Origin of the sequence: Enterobacter cloacae complex sp. IR53041 (genome assembly GCF_049238285.1) — a bacterium.
In the GTDB taxonomy this organism is placed as follows: Bacteria; Pseudomonadota; Gammaproteobacteria; order Enterobacterales; family Enterobacteriaceae; genus Enterobacter; species Enterobacter roggenkampii.
On sequence record NZ_JBMKHB010000023.1, the window covers coordinates 62,478 to 79,756 of the forward strand.

12 protein-coding genes and 1 pseudogene are annotated in these 17,279 nt (G+C 58.4%); 3 read left to right on the forward strand and 10 right to left on the reverse strand.

Features of this window, described 5'->3' with window-relative positions:
- Nucleotides 1-6: 6 nt before the first annotated feature.
- Together ACOTXF_RS16625 and azoR are read right to left on the reverse strand one after the other, a co-directional pair.
- Nucleotides 7-693, reverse strand: coding sequence for an RluA family pseudouridine synthase (locus tag ACOTXF_RS16625; protein WP_047746362.1), 687 nt, complete (start codon nucleotides 691-693; stop codon nucleotides 7-9).
- Nucleotides 694-783: 90 nt separating this feature from the next.
- Nucleotides 784-1,389: an FMN-dependent NADH-azoreductase gene (gene azoR, locus ACOTXF_RS16630; protein ID WP_008502313.1), complete on the reverse strand. Its 606-nt coding sequence runs from the start codon at nucleotides 1,387-1,389 to the stop codon at nucleotides 784-786.
- Between the two features lie 205 nt (nucleotides 1,390-1,594).
- Here azoR and hrpA point away from each other — a divergent pair, with 205 nt between their 5' ends.
- Nucleotides 1,595-5,497: an ATP-dependent RNA helicase HrpA gene (gene hrpA / locus ACOTXF_RS16635; RefSeq protein WP_048961880.1), complete on the forward strand. Its 3,903-nt coding sequence runs from the start codon at nucleotides 1,595-1,597 to the stop codon at nucleotides 5,495-5,497.
- An 81-nt stretch (nucleotides 5,498-5,578) separates the two neighbouring features.
- Here the strand turns inward: hrpA and ACOTXF_RS16640 are convergent, their stop codons facing one another.
- From ACOTXF_RS16640 to ACOTXF_RS16660, 5 genes and pseudogenes are all read right to left on the reverse strand, one after another.
- Nucleotides 5,579-6,238, reverse strand: coding sequence for an O-methyltransferase (locus ACOTXF_RS16640; protein ID WP_045416039.1), 660 nt, complete (start codon nucleotides 6,236-6,238; stop codon nucleotides 5,579-5,581).
- 147 nt (nucleotides 6,239-6,385) lie between these two features.
- Nucleotides 6,386-7,765, reverse strand: coding sequence for an efflux transporter outer membrane subunit (locus ACOTXF_RS16645; protein ID WP_008502310.1), 1,380 nt, complete (start codon nucleotides 7,763-7,765; stop codon nucleotides 6,386-6,388).
- A complete protein-coding gene (locus ACOTXF_RS16650) occupies nucleotides 7,762-8,844 on the reverse strand; it encodes an HlyD family secretion protein (RefSeq protein ID WP_232926820.1) in 1,083 nt (360 codons plus the stop codon). Before ACOTXF_RS16650 ends, ACOTXF_RS16645 begins: the two co-directional genes overlap by 4 nt.
- Nucleotides 8,845-8,866: 22 nt before the next feature.
- Nucleotides 8,867-10,519 carry an MFS transporter gene (locus tag ACOTXF_RS16655; protein WP_008502308.1) on the reverse strand — a complete coding sequence of 551 codons (1,653 nt, stop codon included), beginning with the start codon at nucleotides 10,517-10,519 and terminating at the stop codon, nucleotides 8,867-8,869.
- Nucleotides 10,520-10,677: 158 nt separating this feature from the next.
- Nucleotides 10,678-11,997, reverse strand: a pseudogene (locus ACOTXF_RS16660) (MFS transporter).
- A gap of 327 nt (nucleotides 11,998-12,324) precedes the next feature.
- Between ACOTXF_RS16660 and ACOTXF_RS16665 the strand changes: the two are divergent.
- Nucleotides 12,325-13,119: a YdcF family protein gene (locus ACOTXF_RS16665; RefSeq protein WP_047746354.1), complete on the forward strand. Its 795-nt coding sequence runs from the start codon at nucleotides 12,325-12,327 to the stop codon at nucleotides 13,117-13,119.
- 49 nt (nucleotides 13,120-13,168) lie between these two features.
- Here ACOTXF_RS16665 and gap read toward each other — a convergent pair whose 3' ends face one another.
- Nucleotides 13,169-14,170, reverse strand: coding sequence for a type I glyceraldehyde-3-phosphate dehydrogenase (gap, locus tag ACOTXF_RS16670; protein ID WP_047746352.1), 1,002 nt, complete (start codon nucleotides 14,168-14,170; stop codon nucleotides 13,169-13,171).
- A gap of 189 nt (nucleotides 14,171-14,359) precedes the next feature.
- Between gap and cybB the strand changes: the two genes are divergently transcribed.
- Nucleotides 14,360-14,890: a cytochrome b561 gene (gene cybB, locus ACOTXF_RS16675; RefSeq protein ID WP_023327423.1), complete on the forward strand. Its 531-nt coding sequence runs from the start codon at nucleotides 14,360-14,362 to the stop codon at nucleotides 14,888-14,890.
- 89 nt (nucleotides 14,891-14,979) lie between these two features.
- Here cybB and ACOTXF_RS16680 read toward each other — a convergent pair whose 3' ends face one another.
- Nucleotides 14,980-16,047: an oxidoreductase gene (locus ACOTXF_RS16680; protein WP_047746350.1), complete on the reverse strand. Its 1,068-nt coding sequence runs from the start codon at nucleotides 16,045-16,047 to the stop codon at nucleotides 14,980-14,982.
- 13 nt (nucleotides 16,048-16,060) lie between these two features.
- Nucleotides 16,061-16,804: a DeoR/GlpR family DNA-binding transcription regulator gene (locus ACOTXF_RS16685; RefSeq protein ID WP_021242557.1), complete on the reverse strand. Its 744-nt coding sequence runs from the start codon at nucleotides 16,802-16,804 to the stop codon at nucleotides 16,061-16,063.
- Nucleotides 16,805-17,279: the final 475 nt, after the last annotated feature.

Genomic DNA, 17,279 nt, shown 5'->3' on the forward strand with positions numbered 1-17,279 from the left:
CCGCGTTCAGAACGGGGCGGCGTGACGGGCACTAACCGGCTCGCCGCTCACGGGATGAATAAAATTCAGCTCGCTGGCATGCAGCATCAGCCGGGGCGCGTCTTCAGCGCCCGGCACGTCAAGACCGCCATACAGATCGCAACCCAGAATCGGGTGCCCCAGCTGCTGGCAGTGAATGCGCAGCTGATGGGTTCGCCCGGTCTCCGGGATCAGTTTCACCCGCGTTAACGGTAATCCCGCCCCCTGATAAAACCGTTCCACGACCTGGTAGCGGGAGCGGGCGGGTTTACCGGTGATGGCGCAGATCGACATCAGCGGGAACAGCGCCGGGTCTTTGGCAATCGGCGCATCAATGACCCCTTCATCATTTTCCACGTGGCCGCAAAGCAGGGCGCTGTAGACTTTCTCCACGCTGCGCTGGCTAAACTGCTGGCACAGTGCCGCGTTAATGGCCTTATTGCGCGCAACCACCATCAGCCCGGACGTGCCAAAATCCAGACGGTGCACCAGCGTGCAGCCCGGGAACGCCTGAACCAGACGATAGTGGACGGAATCAAAGTTTTGCGGATTTTTGCCCGAGAGGCTGAGCAGGCCGGAAGGCTTGTCGATCAGCAGCAGATGTTCATCCTGCCAGAGGATCTGAATGTCATCGTGACACGGTGGGGCAATAAAAGAATCAATGATCGCAGACATCAGGCCGCCCGGCTGGAGAGTGGGAGCGGATGATAACGAAATGCGGGGGAAAAGAAAAACCCTCCCACCGGGCGGTGAGAGGGTAAAGTCTTACGCTGCAACCAGGCTGTCGATGGCGGCTTTCGCGTCGGTCTGCGCTTTGGTCGCCACTTCCGGACCGTAAGCGATACCTTCCGCGAACACGAAGTTCACGTCAGTGATACCGATGAAGCCCAGGAACAGGCTCAGGTACGGCGCAACCAGGTCGGTTGGGGTATCTTTGTGGATACCGCCGCGGCTGGTCAGCACGATAGCGCGTTTGCCTTTTACCAGACCTTCAGGGCCGTTCTCGGTGTAACGGAAGGTTACGCCAGCGCGCGCCACCAGGTCGAAGTAGTTCTTCAGCTGGGTTGGGATGTTGAAGTTGTACATTGGGGCGTTGATGACGATAACGTCATGCGCCTGCAGCTCAGCAATCAGCTCGTCGGACAGGGCCAGCGCTTCCTGCTGACGCGGGCTCAGCGGTGCATCGCTTGGGCGCAGCGCGCCAACCAGCTCGCCATCGAGCACAGGAATGGGGTTTGCAGCCAGGTCACGCACGGTGATTTCGTCAGCAGAATGCTGTTCACGCCACTGTTCAACGAAGTAATCAGACAGCTGACCAGACTGAGAGTACCCTGCCAGAATGCTGGATTTCAAAACTAATACTTTGCTCATGGGTGATTCCTGTTGTTGCATTTGATTGAAGGGGGGTGCCCCGTTGCTTGTTGACACTCTATTCACAATCCTGCCACAGAGATAGCGCAATATATCGAAGCCTATGTTCGAATTTTTTGAATAAGGCGCGAAAGGCGTCAGTGTGGTACTCTATAGCAATCATTAAAAAGAGATTTTATCAGGGCGTGTACTGCCCTTTAACGCTATGACAGAACAACAAAAATTCACCTTCCCGATGCTCCTGCAACAGCTCGATTCTCTGACGCTGCGCGACAAACAGCGCTTCGCCCGCCGTCTGCACGGCGTCAAGAAGGTTAAAAATCCTGATGCACAACAGGCCATTTACCAGGAGATGGCGAAAGAGATTGAACAGGCGGCAGGGAAGGTTGTGCTGCGCGAAGCTGCGCGCCCGGCGATTACCTACCCGGAAAACCTGCCCGTCAGCCAGAAGAAACAGGACATTCTTGAGGCCGTACGCGACCACCAGGTGGTGATTGTCGCGGGTGAAACCGGTTCGGGGAAAACCACCCAGCTGCCGAAAATCTGTATGGAGCTGGGCCGCGGGATAAAAGGCCTGATTGGCCATACCCAGCCGCGTCGTCTGGCGGCGCGCACCGTTGCCAACCGTATTGCCGAAGAGCTGCAGACGGAGCCGGGCGGCTGCATCGGCTACAAGGTACGGTTCAGCGACCACGTGAGCGATAACACCATGGTCAAGCTGATGACCGACGGTATTCTGCTGGCGGAAATTCAGCAGGATCGCCTGCTGATGCAGTACGACACCATCATCATTGACGAAGCGCACGAGCGCAGCCTGAACATCGACTTCCTGCTCGGCTACCTGAAAGAGCTGCTGCCGCGTCGCCCGGATCTGAAAGTGATCATCACCTCCGCGACCATCGACCCGGAACGCTTCTCGAAGCACTTCAACAATGCGCCGATTATTGAGGTGTCTGGACGGACGTATCCGGTTGAAGTGCGCTATCGCCCGATTGTGGAAGAGGCGGATGATACCGAGCGCGACCAGCTGCAGGCCATCTTCGATGCCGTTGACGAGCTGGGTAACGAAAGCGCGGGCGACATTCTGATCTTCATGAGCGGCGAACGCGAAATCCGCGATACCGCCGATGCGCTCAGCAAGCGCGACCTGCGCCACACCGAGATCCTGCCGCTGTATGCCCGCCTGTCCAACAGCGAACAGAACCGCGTCTTCCAGCCGCACAGCGGACGCCGCATCGTCCTGGCGACCAACGTGGCGGAAACCTCGCTCACCGTGCCGGGCATTAAATACGTGATCGACCCGGGTACGGCGCGCATCAGCCGCTACAGCTACCGCACCAAGGTCCAGCGGCTGCCGATTGAGCCGGTCTCTCAGGCATCGGCCAACCAGCGTAAAGGCCGCTGCGGCCGCGTGTCGGAAGGGATCTGCATTCGTCTCTACTCCGAAGACGATTTCCTGTCGCGCCCGGAGTTTACCGACCCGGAAATTCTGCGCACCAACCTGGCGTCCGTTATCCTGCAGATGACCGCGCTGGGGCTGGGCGATATCGCCGCGTTCCCGTTCGTCGAAGCGCCAGACAAACGCAATATTCAGGACGGCGTGCGTCTGCTTGAAGAGCTCGGGGCGATTACCACCGACGAGCAGGCGACGGTTTATAAGCTGACGCCGCTGGGCCGCCAGCTCAGCCAGCTCCCGGTCGACCCGCGCCTGGCGCGTATGGTGCTGGAAGCGCAAAAGCACGGCTGCGTGCGCGAGGCGATGATCATTACCTCGGCGCTCTCCATTCAGGATCCGCGCGAGCGTCCGATGGACAAACAGCAGGCCTCGGACGAAAAGCACCGTCGCTTCCACGACAAAGAGTCCGATTTCCTCGCCTTCGTGAACCTGTGGAACTACCTCGGCGAGCAGCAGAAGGCGCTCTCTTCGAACCAGTTCCGCCGCCAGTGCCGGGTGGATTTCCTCAACTACCTGCGCGTGCGCGAGTGGCAGGATATCTATACCCAGCTTCGCCAGGTGGTGAAAGAGTTGGGCATTCCGGTGAACAGCGAACCGGCGGAGTACCGCGAAATCCATATCGCGCTGCTGACCGGCCTGCTGTCCCACATTGGGATGAAGGACGCCGAGAAGCAGGAGTATACCGGCGCGCGCAACGCCCGTTTCGCCATCTTCCCGGGTTCTGGCCTGTTCAAGAAGCCGCCGAAATGGACCATGGTTGCCGAGCTGGTGGAAACCAGCCGCCTGTGGGGACGCATTGCCGCCCGTATCGATCCGGAATGGGTGGAGCCGGTGGCGCAGCATCTGCTTAAGCGCTCGTACAGTGAACCGCACTGGGAGCGTGCGCAGGGCGCGGTGATGGCGACCGAAAAAGTGACCGTTTACGGCCTGCCGGTGGTCGCCGCGCGCAAGGTCAACTACAGTCAGATCGATCCGGCCCTGTGCCGCGAGCTGTTTATCCGTCACGCGCTGGTGGAGGGTGACTGGCAGACGCGCCACGCCTTCTTCCGCGAAAACCTGAAGCTGCGCGCGGAAGTGGAGGAACTTGAGCACAAGTCCCGCCGCCGCGACATTCTGGTGGACGATGAAGCGCTGTTCGAGTTTTACGACCAGCGCATCAGCCACGATGTGATTTCCGCCCGCCACTTCGACAGCTGGTGGAAGAAGGCCAGCAAAGAGACGCCGGACCTGCTCAACTTCGAAAAGAGCATGCTGATTAAAGAGGGGGCGGAGTCGGTCAGCAAGCTCGACTACCCGAACTTCTGGCATCAGGGCAACCTCAAGCTGCGGCTGACCTATCAGTTCGAGCCGGGGGCCGACGCGGACGGCGTGACCGTCCACATTCCGCTGCCGCTGTTAAACCAGGTCGACGAGAGCGGGTTCGAGTGGCAAATTCCCGGCCTGCGCCGCGAGCTGGTGATTGCGCTGATCAAATCCCTGCCGAAACCGGTGCGCCGCAACTTTGTGCCTGCGCCAAATTACGCGGAAGCGTTTTTGGGCCGCGTCACGCCGCTGGAGCTGCCGCTGCTGGACGCGCTGGAGCGCGAGTTCCGCCGCATGACCGGCACCACCATCGACCGCGACGACTGGAACTGGGATCAGGTGCCCGATCACCTGAAAATCACCTTCCGCGTGGTGGACGATAAAAACAAAAAGCTGCAGGAAGGGCGTTCCCTGAGCGAGCTGAAAGAGGCGCTAAAAGGCAAAGTCCAGGAGACGCTCTCTGCGGTGGCCGACGACGGCATCGAGCAGAGCGGGCTGCACATCTGGAGCTTTGGCCAGCTTCCGGAAAGCTACGAGCAGAAGCGCGGCAACTATAAGGTAAAAGCCTGGCCTGCGCTGGTGGACGAGCGCGACAGCGTGGCGATCAAGCTATTTGATAACCCGCAGGAACAGCAGCAGATGATGTGGCGCGGGCTGCGTCGCCTGCTGCTGCTCAACATCCCGTCGCCGATCAAATATCTGCACGAGAAGCTGCCGAACAAGGCCAAGCTGGGGCTCTACTTTAACCCGTACGGCAAGGTGCTGGATCTGATTGACGACTGCATCTCCTGCGGCGTGGACAAACTCATTCACGAGGCGGGCGGCCCGGTCTGGACGGAAGAGGGCTTTGCTCAGCTTCACGAGAAGGTGCGTGCGGAGCTGAACGACACCGTGGTGGAGATTGCCAAACAGGTCGAGCAGATCCTCACCACCGTGTTCAACATCAACAAGCGTCTGAAAGGGCGCGTGGATATGACCATGGCGCTGGGCCTGTCGGACGTGAAGGCGCAGATGGCGGGGCTGGTTTACCGCGGCTTTGTCACCGGCAACGGCTTCAACCGTCTCGGCGATACGCTGCGCTATCTCCAGGCGATTGAAAAACGGCTGGAGAAGATGGCTATCGACCCGCACCGCGACCGCGCGCAGATGCTGAAAGTGGAGAGCGTGCAGCAGGCGTGGCAGCAGTGGCTGAACAAGCTGCCGCCAGCGCGCCGCGACGATGAAGACGTGCAGGCGATCCGCTGGATGATCGAGGAGCTGCGCGTCAGCTTCTTTGCCCAGCAGCTCGGTACGCCGTATCCGATTTCGGATAAACGTATATTGCAGGCGATGGAGCAGATTTCCGGTTAAACCCTTGCCCGGTGGCGCTGCGCTTACCGGGCCTAGGGGAGAACGGGTAGGCCGGGTAAGGCAAAGCCGCCACCCGGCTGGTTATCGTTCTACAATCGCCAGCGTAAACCCATCCCAACCCTTAATCCCCACCGTTTGCAGCGCGGTGGCGGTTAAGCGCGGGTTATCCCCCATCATCTCAATAAAACGCCGCACGCCCAGCACGCGCGCATCGTCGCTTTCCCCGTTGATTACCTCGCCGTCACGCACCACGTTATCGCCGATAATTACCGTGCCGGGGCGGGAGTAGTGCAGCGCCCATTCCAGATAGCCGGGATTGTTTGGCTTATCGGCATCAATAAAGATCAGGTCGAACGGCGGAACCTCGCCGAAATTCTCCAGCGAGCTCAGCGCCGGACCCTCAATTAATTCAATGCGTTCGTTTAACCCCGCAAGCTGAATATTCTCGCGCGCAACGCGGGCATGCGTGGGATCGGCCTCGAGCGTAATCAGCTTACCGTCCGGCGGCAGCGCGCGCGCCATCCAGATTGAGCTGTAGGCGCCCAGCGTCCCGATCTCAAGAATGCGTCTTGCCTGCGTCATGCGCACGAACAGCGCCAGCAGCTGCCCCTGATTGGCCGCGACATCATGTTCAGGCAGCCCGGCGCGTTTGTTGTTTTCCAGCACCTGATTCAGTACGTCATCGTCAGGAATAAGTGACGAAATCATGAAATTATCAACTGCAGACCACTGTTGTTGCATAGATTGACTCCTTGTGGGGATTGCCGGGTGGCGGCTACGCCTTACCCGGCTTACAGGGCTGAGGAATAAACGCCGGGTGGCGCTTCGCTTACCCGGCCTACGGGGCGAAATGTAGGCCCGGTAAGCGAAGCGCCACCGGGCAGGTTTTCAGGCACTGACCCAGCCGCCGCCCAGCGCTCTGTACAAATCAATCTGCGCCAGCAGCAGGTTATTTTTCACCTGCACGACGCTGGTCTGGACCGAGAACAGCGTGCGCTGCGCGTCCAGCACGTCCAGATAGGAGGAGTAGCCGTTGCGATAGCGATTTTGCGCAATGCGCAGCGTCTCCTGGGCCACATCCTGCTGGGCAAGCAGCTCCGTCAGCTGTTCCTGATAGCGACTTATCGCATCAAGGCTGTTGTTCACTTCGGCAAATGCGTTACGCACGGTTTTTTCATAAGCGTACAGCGCCTGGTTACGCTGGGACTGAGAAATATCCACCTGCGCATTCAGCGCCTGGCGGTTCAGCAGCGGGGCGAGAATACTGCCTCCGACGCTCCAGAGCTGAAGCGGGTTGTCCAGCAGGCCGGAAAGGGTGCGATCCTGAACCGATCCTGTCGCGGTCAGGTTGATCGACGGCAGCAGGCTGGCGCGCGACGCCGCGAGCGAGGCATCCGCCGCCACCAGCTGGCGTTCGGCCTGGACGATATCCGGCCTGCGGTTCAGCAGCGTAGAAGGCAGCTGCGACGGCAGCGTTAGCGGCGTCAGTGCTGCAAAGCTTTCACTGCGCGCCACGTCGCCCGGGTTGCTTCCCAGCAGCAGGCTGAGGGCATTCTCCTGCTGTGCAATCTGGTGCTGCAGCACGGGCACCTGCGCCCGCGTTGAGCGAAGTTCGGAATCCGACTGCATCAGCTCCAGGCGCGAGCTGTAGCCCGTCTCAAACTGACGCTTCGCAAGGTTAAACGCCTCTTCGCGCGATTTCAGCGTGGACTCGGTCACCCGCAGCTGCTCGTCAAGCGAGAGCAGGGTGACATACCCGGATGCCACAGACGAGGCGACGGTCAAATCCGCGGCCGCGGCGGCGGCTTTTTGCGCCGCCAGCGAGGCTTCGGCAGCGCGCGAGGTGCTGCGGTTGACGCCCCAGATATCCACGTCATAGCTTGCCGTCAGGCTCCCTTTGTACAATGTGCCGTAAACCGGCAGCCCGGTCGCCGCGGATTGTGAACGGGCGCGCGTCCCGGTTACGCCCGCGTCGAGGGAGGGAAACAGGCTGCCGTCGGCCGCATAGACCCGCGCCTGATACTCGTTTATCCGTTCGCGGGCGATCAGCACGTCGCTGTTGTGCTGTAGCGCCTGATCCACATAGCGGTTCAGGTGGTTGTCATGGAAATTACGCCACCAGAGCTGCTCCGTCGGGCTGGCAGGGCCGGAGACGGTGCGCCACTGGGTGGGGATGTGCAGCGTCGGCTGCGCCGGTTTGACGTCAACGGACTGGCATCCGGCCAGCATGACCGCCGCCACCAGCGCGGCTATCGGGCGAAGGATCATTGCTTCGCCTCCCGCGTATCAATGGTTACCTGCACCGACATACCCGGACGCAGCAGCGCGGCCTCCTCTGGCTTAACGAGCACCTCAATGCGCACCGGAATACGCTGGGCAATTTTGACAAAGTTCCCGGTGGCGTTATCCGGCGTGATGGCGCTGAACTCCACGCCGGTCGCCGGGGAGATGCTCTCCACGTGGCCCTGATACGCCTTGTTGTTCAGGGCATCAACGGTGAACTTCACCGGCTGGCCGACGCGCAGCTCCGCGAGCTGGGTCTCTTTAATGTTGGCGATGACCCAGTGCTGCGGCGGCACCAGGGTGGTGAGATGGGTTCCGGCGGTCACGTAGGCCCCGAGACGCACGGCGATCTGGCCGAGCTGGCCGTCACGCGGCGCCACAATGCGGGTGTTTTGCAGGTCAATCTGCGCCAGCTCCAGCGCTGCTTTGGCGTTTTCAACATCCGCTTCCAGCGCACCGCGATTGACAATCACCGTCTGCAGATCCTGACGCGACATCTCAAGGGCGGCTTTCGCCTGGTCGATGTCGGCGCTACCCTGAGCGGCACTGGCCAGCGCGGCGTCGCGCTCGCGAATGGAAAGCGAGCCGTCCGCCGTCAGCTCTTTCACCCGTTTTAAATCCGCCTGGCTTTTCAGGCTCTGGGCGCGGGCATTTTTCAGCGCGGCGTCATTTTTGGCGATCGTTGCTTCGGCGCTTTTACGCTGCTGCAGGTTGTTATTCAGGGCGGCAATTTTCATCGCCAGCTGCGCCTCTGCCTGATGCACCCGCTGACGATAGATGCGGTCATCGATCTGCAGCAGCAGGTCACCTTTTTTGACCTGCACAAAGTCCTGAACCTTCACCTCGGTGATATAGCCGTTCACCTGCGGGCTGATAAACGTCGTCTGGCCGCGCACGTAGGCGTTATCGGTAAACTGCGCGTGACGGGTGAACGGCGGCAGCTGCCACGCATAAAGGATCACCAGCACGCCGACAATACCGATGGCGGCGGCGGTGAAAACGGAAACAATGCGCACATTTTTGCGGGTGTTGGCCTGCTCTTTGGCGGCATCCTGCTGACTCATAAACTCTCCAGAACTCTTTCAATTATTTGTTGCCGGTGGCGTTCTTCAGCGCCAGACGGGCAGTGATGCGCAGGCGCAGCAAGCGCCATAAAATCCAGACCAGCGTGGCGGCAGCGATGCTCGCCGTCAGCAGATAAGTATCGTTATAAGCCAGAATATTCGCCTCCAGCGCGGTGACCGTTTGCAGCTGCGTTATCGCCTGGGTTCCCAGCAGCGCGCTGTCGCCAATCAGGCTTTTGTACATTTGGGTATAAAGCTGAATTCGCTCGTTGACCAGCGGGTTGAGCGTGGTGAGCTGGTCCGCCAGCAGGCTGGAGTGGTATTTCTCGCGCCAGGTCTGGAAGGTGCCGAGGATCGCGGAGCCCAGCAGGCCGCCCAGGTTCTGGCTCATGCCAAACATCACCGAGAAGCTGACCAGATTACGCGGGTCGGCGATCACCCCGCCAATGGCGGCCAGCATAGCGGGCGCCAGGAAGAAGGCGCTGCCGAAGCCCAGCAGGAACTGGCTTACCATCAGCTGATCCGGACGGGTCAGGTTGTTGGACTGGCTGTCCAGCAGCGAGGCAACAATCATCAGCGCCAGAGAGGTGATGATTGGCCACGCCAGTTTCGTCGGCTTGATGGTGAGACAGCTGGTGACAATCCCGCAGACGATACCGGCGAAAATGGACCACGCCAGATGCGTCATCTGCTCGTTCTGTAAGCCCACGTACTGCAGCCAGCCGATGACGCCGGTGTTTTGCTCGGCCAGCACGATACGGATCAGCAGCATAATCAGCCCCAGGCGGACGATGCTGCCGCTCGACAGCCAGCGGGTGTTCAGCAGCGGGTTGCTGCGGTTATGTTCAAAGACGATGGCTGCGACAATCAGCACCAGCGATAGCGCCAGCGACCAGCCGATCCACGGCGCTTCGAACCACCAGTCAAGGCGGCCCAGAGAGAGGACGGCACAGAGCAGGGCCATCCCGGGGGCCAGTAAAAAGAAGGTGATAAAGTCCTTCTTCTCAAAGACCTTGCGCCGGTCGCCCGGCGGCAGTTTTAAGGCGATGACGCAGGCCAGGGAGATCAGCGCCAGTCCCAGCTCGAAGAAATAGAGCCCGCGCCACTCGTCCAGCTGCAGCAGCTCGGTTGAAAACAGGCGGGCCAGCGGGATGGCGAGCGACGATCCGGTGATGCCGATGGTCAGCGCCTTCAGGCGGTGCTTCGCAGGCCAGGCCTGGATCTGATAGTAAATCCCCAGCGAGCTGAGCGCGGCGGCCACCATGCCGTGCGCGGCGCGCACCATCAGCGCCGAGCTGAGATCGTTAACGAACAGGTGGAAAAAGGTGACCAGCACGTACAGCACCAGAAAACCTTCCGTAAAGGCGCGCAGGCCGTACTGCTGGCGGAATTTAACCAGCAGCAGGTTGATGGAGATGTTGGTCATCACATAAACCGCGGGCAGCCAGGCGATTTCGGTTGACCAGGCGCCGAAGGTCCCCTGCAAATTTTGCAGGTTGGCGGTTACCACCGCATTCCCCAGCGCGCCCGTCAGGCAGACCAGCAGGCCCACTACGCCATAGGCAATGCGTTTTGGCGTACTGTGTTCGGGTGTGGAGGGCGAACCCAGCAGGGCGGGTTTCTCATGTGGCTGCCACTCGCGAGGAGCATAAGGGTCGCGTTCGGGCAGGCGCATAACGTCGTTTACCTTAGAAATGATTGAATAATTAGCGGGCTAGCGATTCTACGACTCCCGCAAATGATAATTCAAGTGAATATGATTTACGCATGTTAATCAAATGGTGAAGGGAAATTTAAGGAAAAAGAGCGGCCCGCAGGACGGGCCGGGAAGGGTCAGAGACGTTCGGGCTGCGCCTGGATGAGAGTGGCGCGCTTAACGCGGCTGGCGCAGAAAATCGCGATTAAAGAAATGGTCACCGTGACGGCAAGATACCAGGCCACCGGCACCCAGTCGCCGTCGTATTTTGCCAGCAGGCCGGTGGCAATCAGCGGCGCGGTACCGCCAGCCAGCGCGGCACCCAGCTGATAGCCGAGCGTAATGCCGGTGTAGCGCACGTTTGCGCTAAAGATTTCAGAGCACAGCGTGCCGAGTACCGCCGTGACAGGGGCCCACAACACGCCAAAGGCGATGACCGTCGCGAGCACGATACCCCACGTGTTGCCGGTATTGAGCAGCATAAACCACGGTACGATAAACAGGCCCAGCACGAAGACGCTGATTGCGTACATGCGCTGACGGCCTACCTTATCGGAGAGCAGCCCCATTAGCGGGATCATAATGGTCGCCACCAGGGCTCCCAGCGTCACGGCTTCCAGCGCCTGCGATTTCTGGTACGTCAGCGTGCTGGTGGCATAGCTCACCACGAAGGTCGAGAAAATATAGAACGGCGCGGTTTCAACCACCTTCAGACCGGCGGCAATCAACACTTCACGCCAGTGATGTTTCAGCGTATCGCGCAGCGGGGCCTTCGCTACCTGACCGGACGCTTTCACTTTCTGAAAATCGGGCGTTTCATCAATATCTTTGCGGATCCACAGGCCGAGCAACACCAGCACCGAGCTCAGCAGGAACGGGATGCGCCAGCCCCAGGAGAGAAAATCCTCCTCGCTGAACAGGGTCATCAGCGACACGATAAAGGTTGCCATCAGCATGCCGATGGTGACGCCCGCCTGTGGAATACTGCCGAAGAAGCCTTTACGTTTTTCTGGCGCGTATTCATAGGCCAGCAGCAGCGCGCCGCCCCATTCACCGCCGATGCCCATCCCCTGAATGATGCGCATCAGGATCAGCAGCACAGGCGCCCAGAGGCCAATCATCTCATACGTGGGCAGCAGGCCAATCATAACGGTTGCACCTCCCATCAAAGAGAGGGTCAGCACGAGGGTTTTTTTACGTCCGATGCGGTCGCCGATGTGGGCGAAAAGTACCCCGCCAATGGGGCGAATAAAGAAGGTTAATGAGAAAGAGAGATAAGAGAGGATGAGTCCGATTACCGGATCGACCATCGGGAAAAAGATCTTATTGAAGACCAGCGCGGCCGCCGTACCTTAGAGAAAATAGTCAAACCATTCAATGGCGCTCCCGGTAAGGCTGGCGATTAACACCTTTTTATTTTTACGTAACACCGTCGTCGTACTTTCATGTTCTGTCATGACCTGAAACCCCGCCACGTTGATGATGAGAGAGGTGTCACCTGGCGCGCTTCAGGTGCAACCTGTGATGATAAAAAAGGTTGTGAAATTGTTAAGCAACTTAGGGTCGGATGTTGTCTTTGGCAAGCGCAGGGGGGATAAAACTGGTCAGATCACGGCGAAATAAGCAGCGTTGGGTGCTTTTTCATGCCGCCTGCACAATACAATGTTTTGTAGGGCTGGAAATCAAAAGCATAATAGGCAGGTGCAACCCGATGATTTTTGGATGTTTCTGGTTATTTCAGAAAAATGATAATTTCGGCGCTTCAACAACGTGAGGAGTTCACCATGGTTCAGCCCCATTTTCCCGTTCTGGCGGATGCCACGCTGGCGGCCTTCAATACTGTCGGTGAATGGCTGGCGCAGGACGACCTGAGCGCGACCCGTCCGAGCCCGGAAGTCGATGCGGTGATTCTGGCCGGAAACGCGGTGATCCCCACCATTGACGCGGCCTGCCGTATTGCCGCCCAGAGAGATGTACCGCTTCTGATCAGCGGCGGCATCGGCCATTCGACCCCCTTTTTATATACCGCCATTGGCAATCATCCGCGTTACCACACCGTACCGGTCACCGGGCGGGCCGAAGCGAGCATTCTTGCCGACATTGCGCGGGCGTTCTGGCAGATCCCCGAGGCGCGTCTGTGGGTTGAGGATCGCTCCACCAACTGCGGTGAAAACGCGCGCTTTAGCTGGAACATGCTGAAACAGCGTCATCGAACGACCGGGCGGGTGCTGGTGGTGCAGGATCCGACGATGCAGCGCCGCACGATGGCGACGTTTGCCCGCGTGTGTCGTGATGAGCCCGATTCACCGCAGTGGATCAGCCATCCCGGGTTTACGCCGACGCTGCAAAACGGTAACGAGGGCGTGGAATTCAGCGAGAGCCACACCGGGCTGTGGCCCGTTGACCGTTACCTTTCACTGGTTATGGGGGAGTTGCCGCGCCTGTATGACGACGCTAACGGCTATGGCCCGGCCGGGCGGGATTATATTGCTCACGTTGAATTCCCCGAGGCCGTCATGGCAGCGTGGAAACAGCTACAGCAGGATCCTGTCCTGAATGACGCACGTAAAATAATTTAGGCACGGAACAATCCCCTCGCCCCATTGGGGAGAGGGTGAGGGGGGGAAATCACAGCGCCGCAAACTTATCCAGCGTCCGCACCAGCTGCGTCACAAACCCATACTCGTTGTCATACCAGGCAACGGTTTTCACCAGCTGAAGGTCTCCCGCTTCTGACACCTCCGTCTGCGTGGCGTCAAACACCGAACCATAATGCGAGCCAATCACATCTGACGACACAATCTCTTCATCGGTATACCCGAACGATTTATTGCCCTGAGTGGCCTTTTTCAGCGCGGCGTTGATCTCCTCAACGGTCACTTTCTTGCCCAGAATGGCCACCAGTTCGGTCACGGAGCCCGTTTTAACCGGCACGCGCTGGGCGTGGCCTTTCAGTTTGCCGCTGAGCGCAGGGATCACCAGACCGATGGCCTTTGCGGCGCCGGTGGTGTGCGGAATGATATTCTCTGCCGCCGCCCGGGAGGCGCGAAGATCTTTCCCGCGCGGGCCATCCACCAGCGCCTGGGTACCGGTATAGGCATGAATGGTGGTCATGGTGCCCACCTTAATTTCAAACGCGTCGTTCAGGGCTTTTGCCAGCGGGGCGAGGCAGTTGGTGGTGCAGGAGGCGACGGAAATAATGGTATCACTGGCGTCAATGGTCTCGTCGTTCACGCTGTAGACGATGGTTTTCATGTCCCCCGCGGGCGCAGAGATCAGCACCTTCTTCGCGCCCGCGTCCAGGTGCGCCCGTGATTTCTCTTCAGACGTATAAAAGCCGGTGCACTCCACGACGATATCCACGCCCGCGGCTTTCCACGGAATGTGCTTTGCCTCTTTTTCGGCATACACCGCGATGGTTTTACCGTCAACGATCAGCGCATCCTCGGTGAAATCCACGCTCCACGGGAAGCCACCGTAGTTGGAATCGTGCCTGAGCAGGTAGGCCAGCACTTTGGGAGAGGTGAGGTCGTTGATGGCGACGACGGTATTACTGTCCTGGGTTTCAAGAAGGCGACGCAGAACAAGACGTCCGATGCGTCCAAATCCGTTAATGCCAATTTTACTCATGGTGTTCTCCTGTAAACGTGTCGATGTGACAGTTTGAACTCATCCAGGCTTAGACCATCACGGGCAGGGCGGCAATTGAAGATGCTTCATGCGGGAGGATGTATTTGAAAAACCATACAGAAAAGTTAATGAATTTTTAAGGAAAGGAGATTATGTTGGCGCGGTAACTGTTTTTAATCGAGAAATCACATGCGCACTAAATATACAAGCCTGCAAATCGGCATCCACTGGCTGGTGTTTCTGTTAATCATCGTCGCCTACTGCGCCATGGAGTTCAGAGGTTTCTTCCCGCGCACCGCGCGCCCGACGATCAACATGATCCACGTCTCATGCGGGATCAGTATCCTGGTGCTGATGGTGGCGCGTCTGTTGGTTCGCCTGAAATTCCGTGCACCACCGATTCAACCGAAGCCAAAAGCGATGGTGACGGGGATGTCTCATCTGGGGCATCTGGTGGTGTATCTGCTGTTTATTGCGCTGCCGCTGATTGGCATTGTGATGATGTATAACCGGGGCAGCGACTGGTTTGCTTTTGGCCTGGCGATGCCGCATGCGGCGGAGTCCAATTTTGACCTGGTAGATATGCTGAAAGAGTGGCACGAGACGCTGGCAAATCTGGGCTATTTTGTGATTGGCCTGCACGCCGCGGCGGCGCTGATGCACCACTATTTCTGGAAAGATAATACCCTGCTGCGCATGATGCCGAAAAAGCGTTCGTAGTCTTCTCGCCCGGCGGCGCTTCGCTTGCACGGGCCTACAAACGGCTCTGAATCGTAGGCCGGGTAAGCGCAGCGCCACCCGGCTTGTTTTTAACCCAACAGAGCACGCTCTTCGGCACTTAACGCCAGCGCCTGGGTTGACCCCGTCTCAGACGACTTCACCGCCGCTTCCAGCACGGCCATGACTGCCAGTGCCTCAACAGGGTGGACAGGATTGGCGATTTCCCCGCGTAGCGCATTACGCACATTGATGTAATACTGGCGCTGATCGCCTTTCGGGGTAGGGATCGTCTGCGATGCGCCGTCAGCGCCAAAGAACACCATACTGTCGCTGTCTTCGCCCCAGGCCTCACTGCCGGGGATCACCCCGGAGAGCAGCTGTGCTTCCTGCTGATCGATTCTGGCCTTCACCACGCTGCCCTTGTCCCCGTGGACGGCAAAGCGCGCCGTACCGCCCGCCACCAGCATGCTGGCGTGCAGAATCACCTTATGCTCCGGGTAGTTTAAGACCACGTGCGCCCAGTCGTTGATTTCTGCACCGTCGCGCAGCGTCGCGATATTCCCCTGAACCGACTGCGGCAGTCCAAAGAGCTGCAGCGTCTGGTCGATAAGATGAGGACCCAGGTCAAACCATAAGCCACTTCCGGGGACGTTCTGCTCGCGCCAGCGCACGCGCACTTCCGGGCGGAAGCGGTCAATATGCGACTCCAGATGTTTAATCTTGCCGAGCGTGCCCTGCTCAATAATCTGCTTAATGCCGAGAAAATCGCTGTCCCAGCGGCGGTTGTGGAAGACGGAGAGCAGACGCTGCTTTTCCTCCGCCAGCGCAATCAGGTCGCGGGCTTCCTGCATGTCGAGGGTGAAAGGCTTATCCACCACGACATGCTTGCCGGCGTTCAGAGCCAGCGTCGCCAGCGGGGCGTGCGTGGCGTTGGGGGAGGCAATCACCACCAGATCAACATCCGGATGCTGAATAGCCTCTTCAGGGGTGGCGACAACCTCTACGTCCGGCAGATCGCGTTTAACCTTCTCTTCATCACGAGAAGAGACCACGGCCAGCTTAAGCCCGTCCACAGACTGGATTAACGGGGCATGGAAGGTTTTGCCCACAAATCCATACCCGATCAGCGCAATGTTAATTGTTCGAACTGTACTCATGAACTTCTCCACGTTAATTCGCGCACACCGTGACCTGCAATGCGCCAGGGTCCCCAAGCTCAGGCCAGGGACGATCTAAAAAGAGTTGTTGAATGTTGGATAACCCGGAAACCAGATACGGCTCGCAGCGGTTGACCTTCAGGTGGTCGGCAACAATCCAGTGCGCATGGCTTGCGTCAAGCATCGCGCGCTTAACCTCGGCATCCGCTTCTTTACCGGCGCTCAAACCGAGTTCGGCATGAATGGCGCACGCCCCGAGGATGGCGATATCTGCCCGATAGCGGGACAGCAACGACAACGTGGCGCTTCCGGCAAACAGGCGCTGCTGGTGGTCCCATTTCCCCCCGAGCAGGATCAGTTCAACGTCTTCCCGGTCGCTAAAATGCTGGGCGATATCCAGCGACGTGGTTATGACGGTGAGCGGCCCGCGAAGAAAGGAGGCGACAGCCATTACCGTGCTGCCCGCATCCAGAAACAGGGTAGAACCCGCAGGGACCTGCAGGGCGACCTGTTTTCCGAGGCGCTGTTTGGTTTCCGGCAGCAGCGTATTGCGGCCCTGACGGTTCATGGCGGAGAGATTCAGCGCGATGGCTCCGCCGTGGTTCTTCTGCGCCAGACCCTGGTTCTCCAGGTCGGTCAGATCCCGACGGATGGTATCGGCTGAAACCTGCAGCTTTTCTGCCAGTTCGGTGATGCTGGCCTGGCCTTGCTCGCTCAGGATATCCAGAACGTGGCGCTGTCGTGCAGTTTTGTGCATCGGTTACATTCCTGCAAAATATCGCAATAGTTTGCATAATACAGCATTTTAACGCAGAGAGAAGGGCAACGTGGTTTTGATGTCGCGGAGTGAGGTGATGATTCAGATGCGTGATTATTAAAATTTTATTAAACAGGTATAAGCAAGCCGTTTTGAATGTTAACCATAATGTTATTGTTATGTTTTATTTAACGGTTTGGATTATGTAACCAGTGCAACACCATTGTCTGGAGTTAAGTTTCGACAAAATAGATATTTATAGATATTAATTGCTTTAATTGGTTTTTTAATAGCGATAAATCCCAATTCATCCTGTTTGGCTACTTAAATTGACACTTCTTTGAAAATCTTTGTGTCTGACCCGCGCGGAAATTAACGCAAAAATGGGTAATGGTGCCAACTTACTGATTTAGTGTATGATGGTGTTTTTGAGGTGCGCCAGTGGCTTCTGTTTCTATCAGCTGTCCCTCCTGTT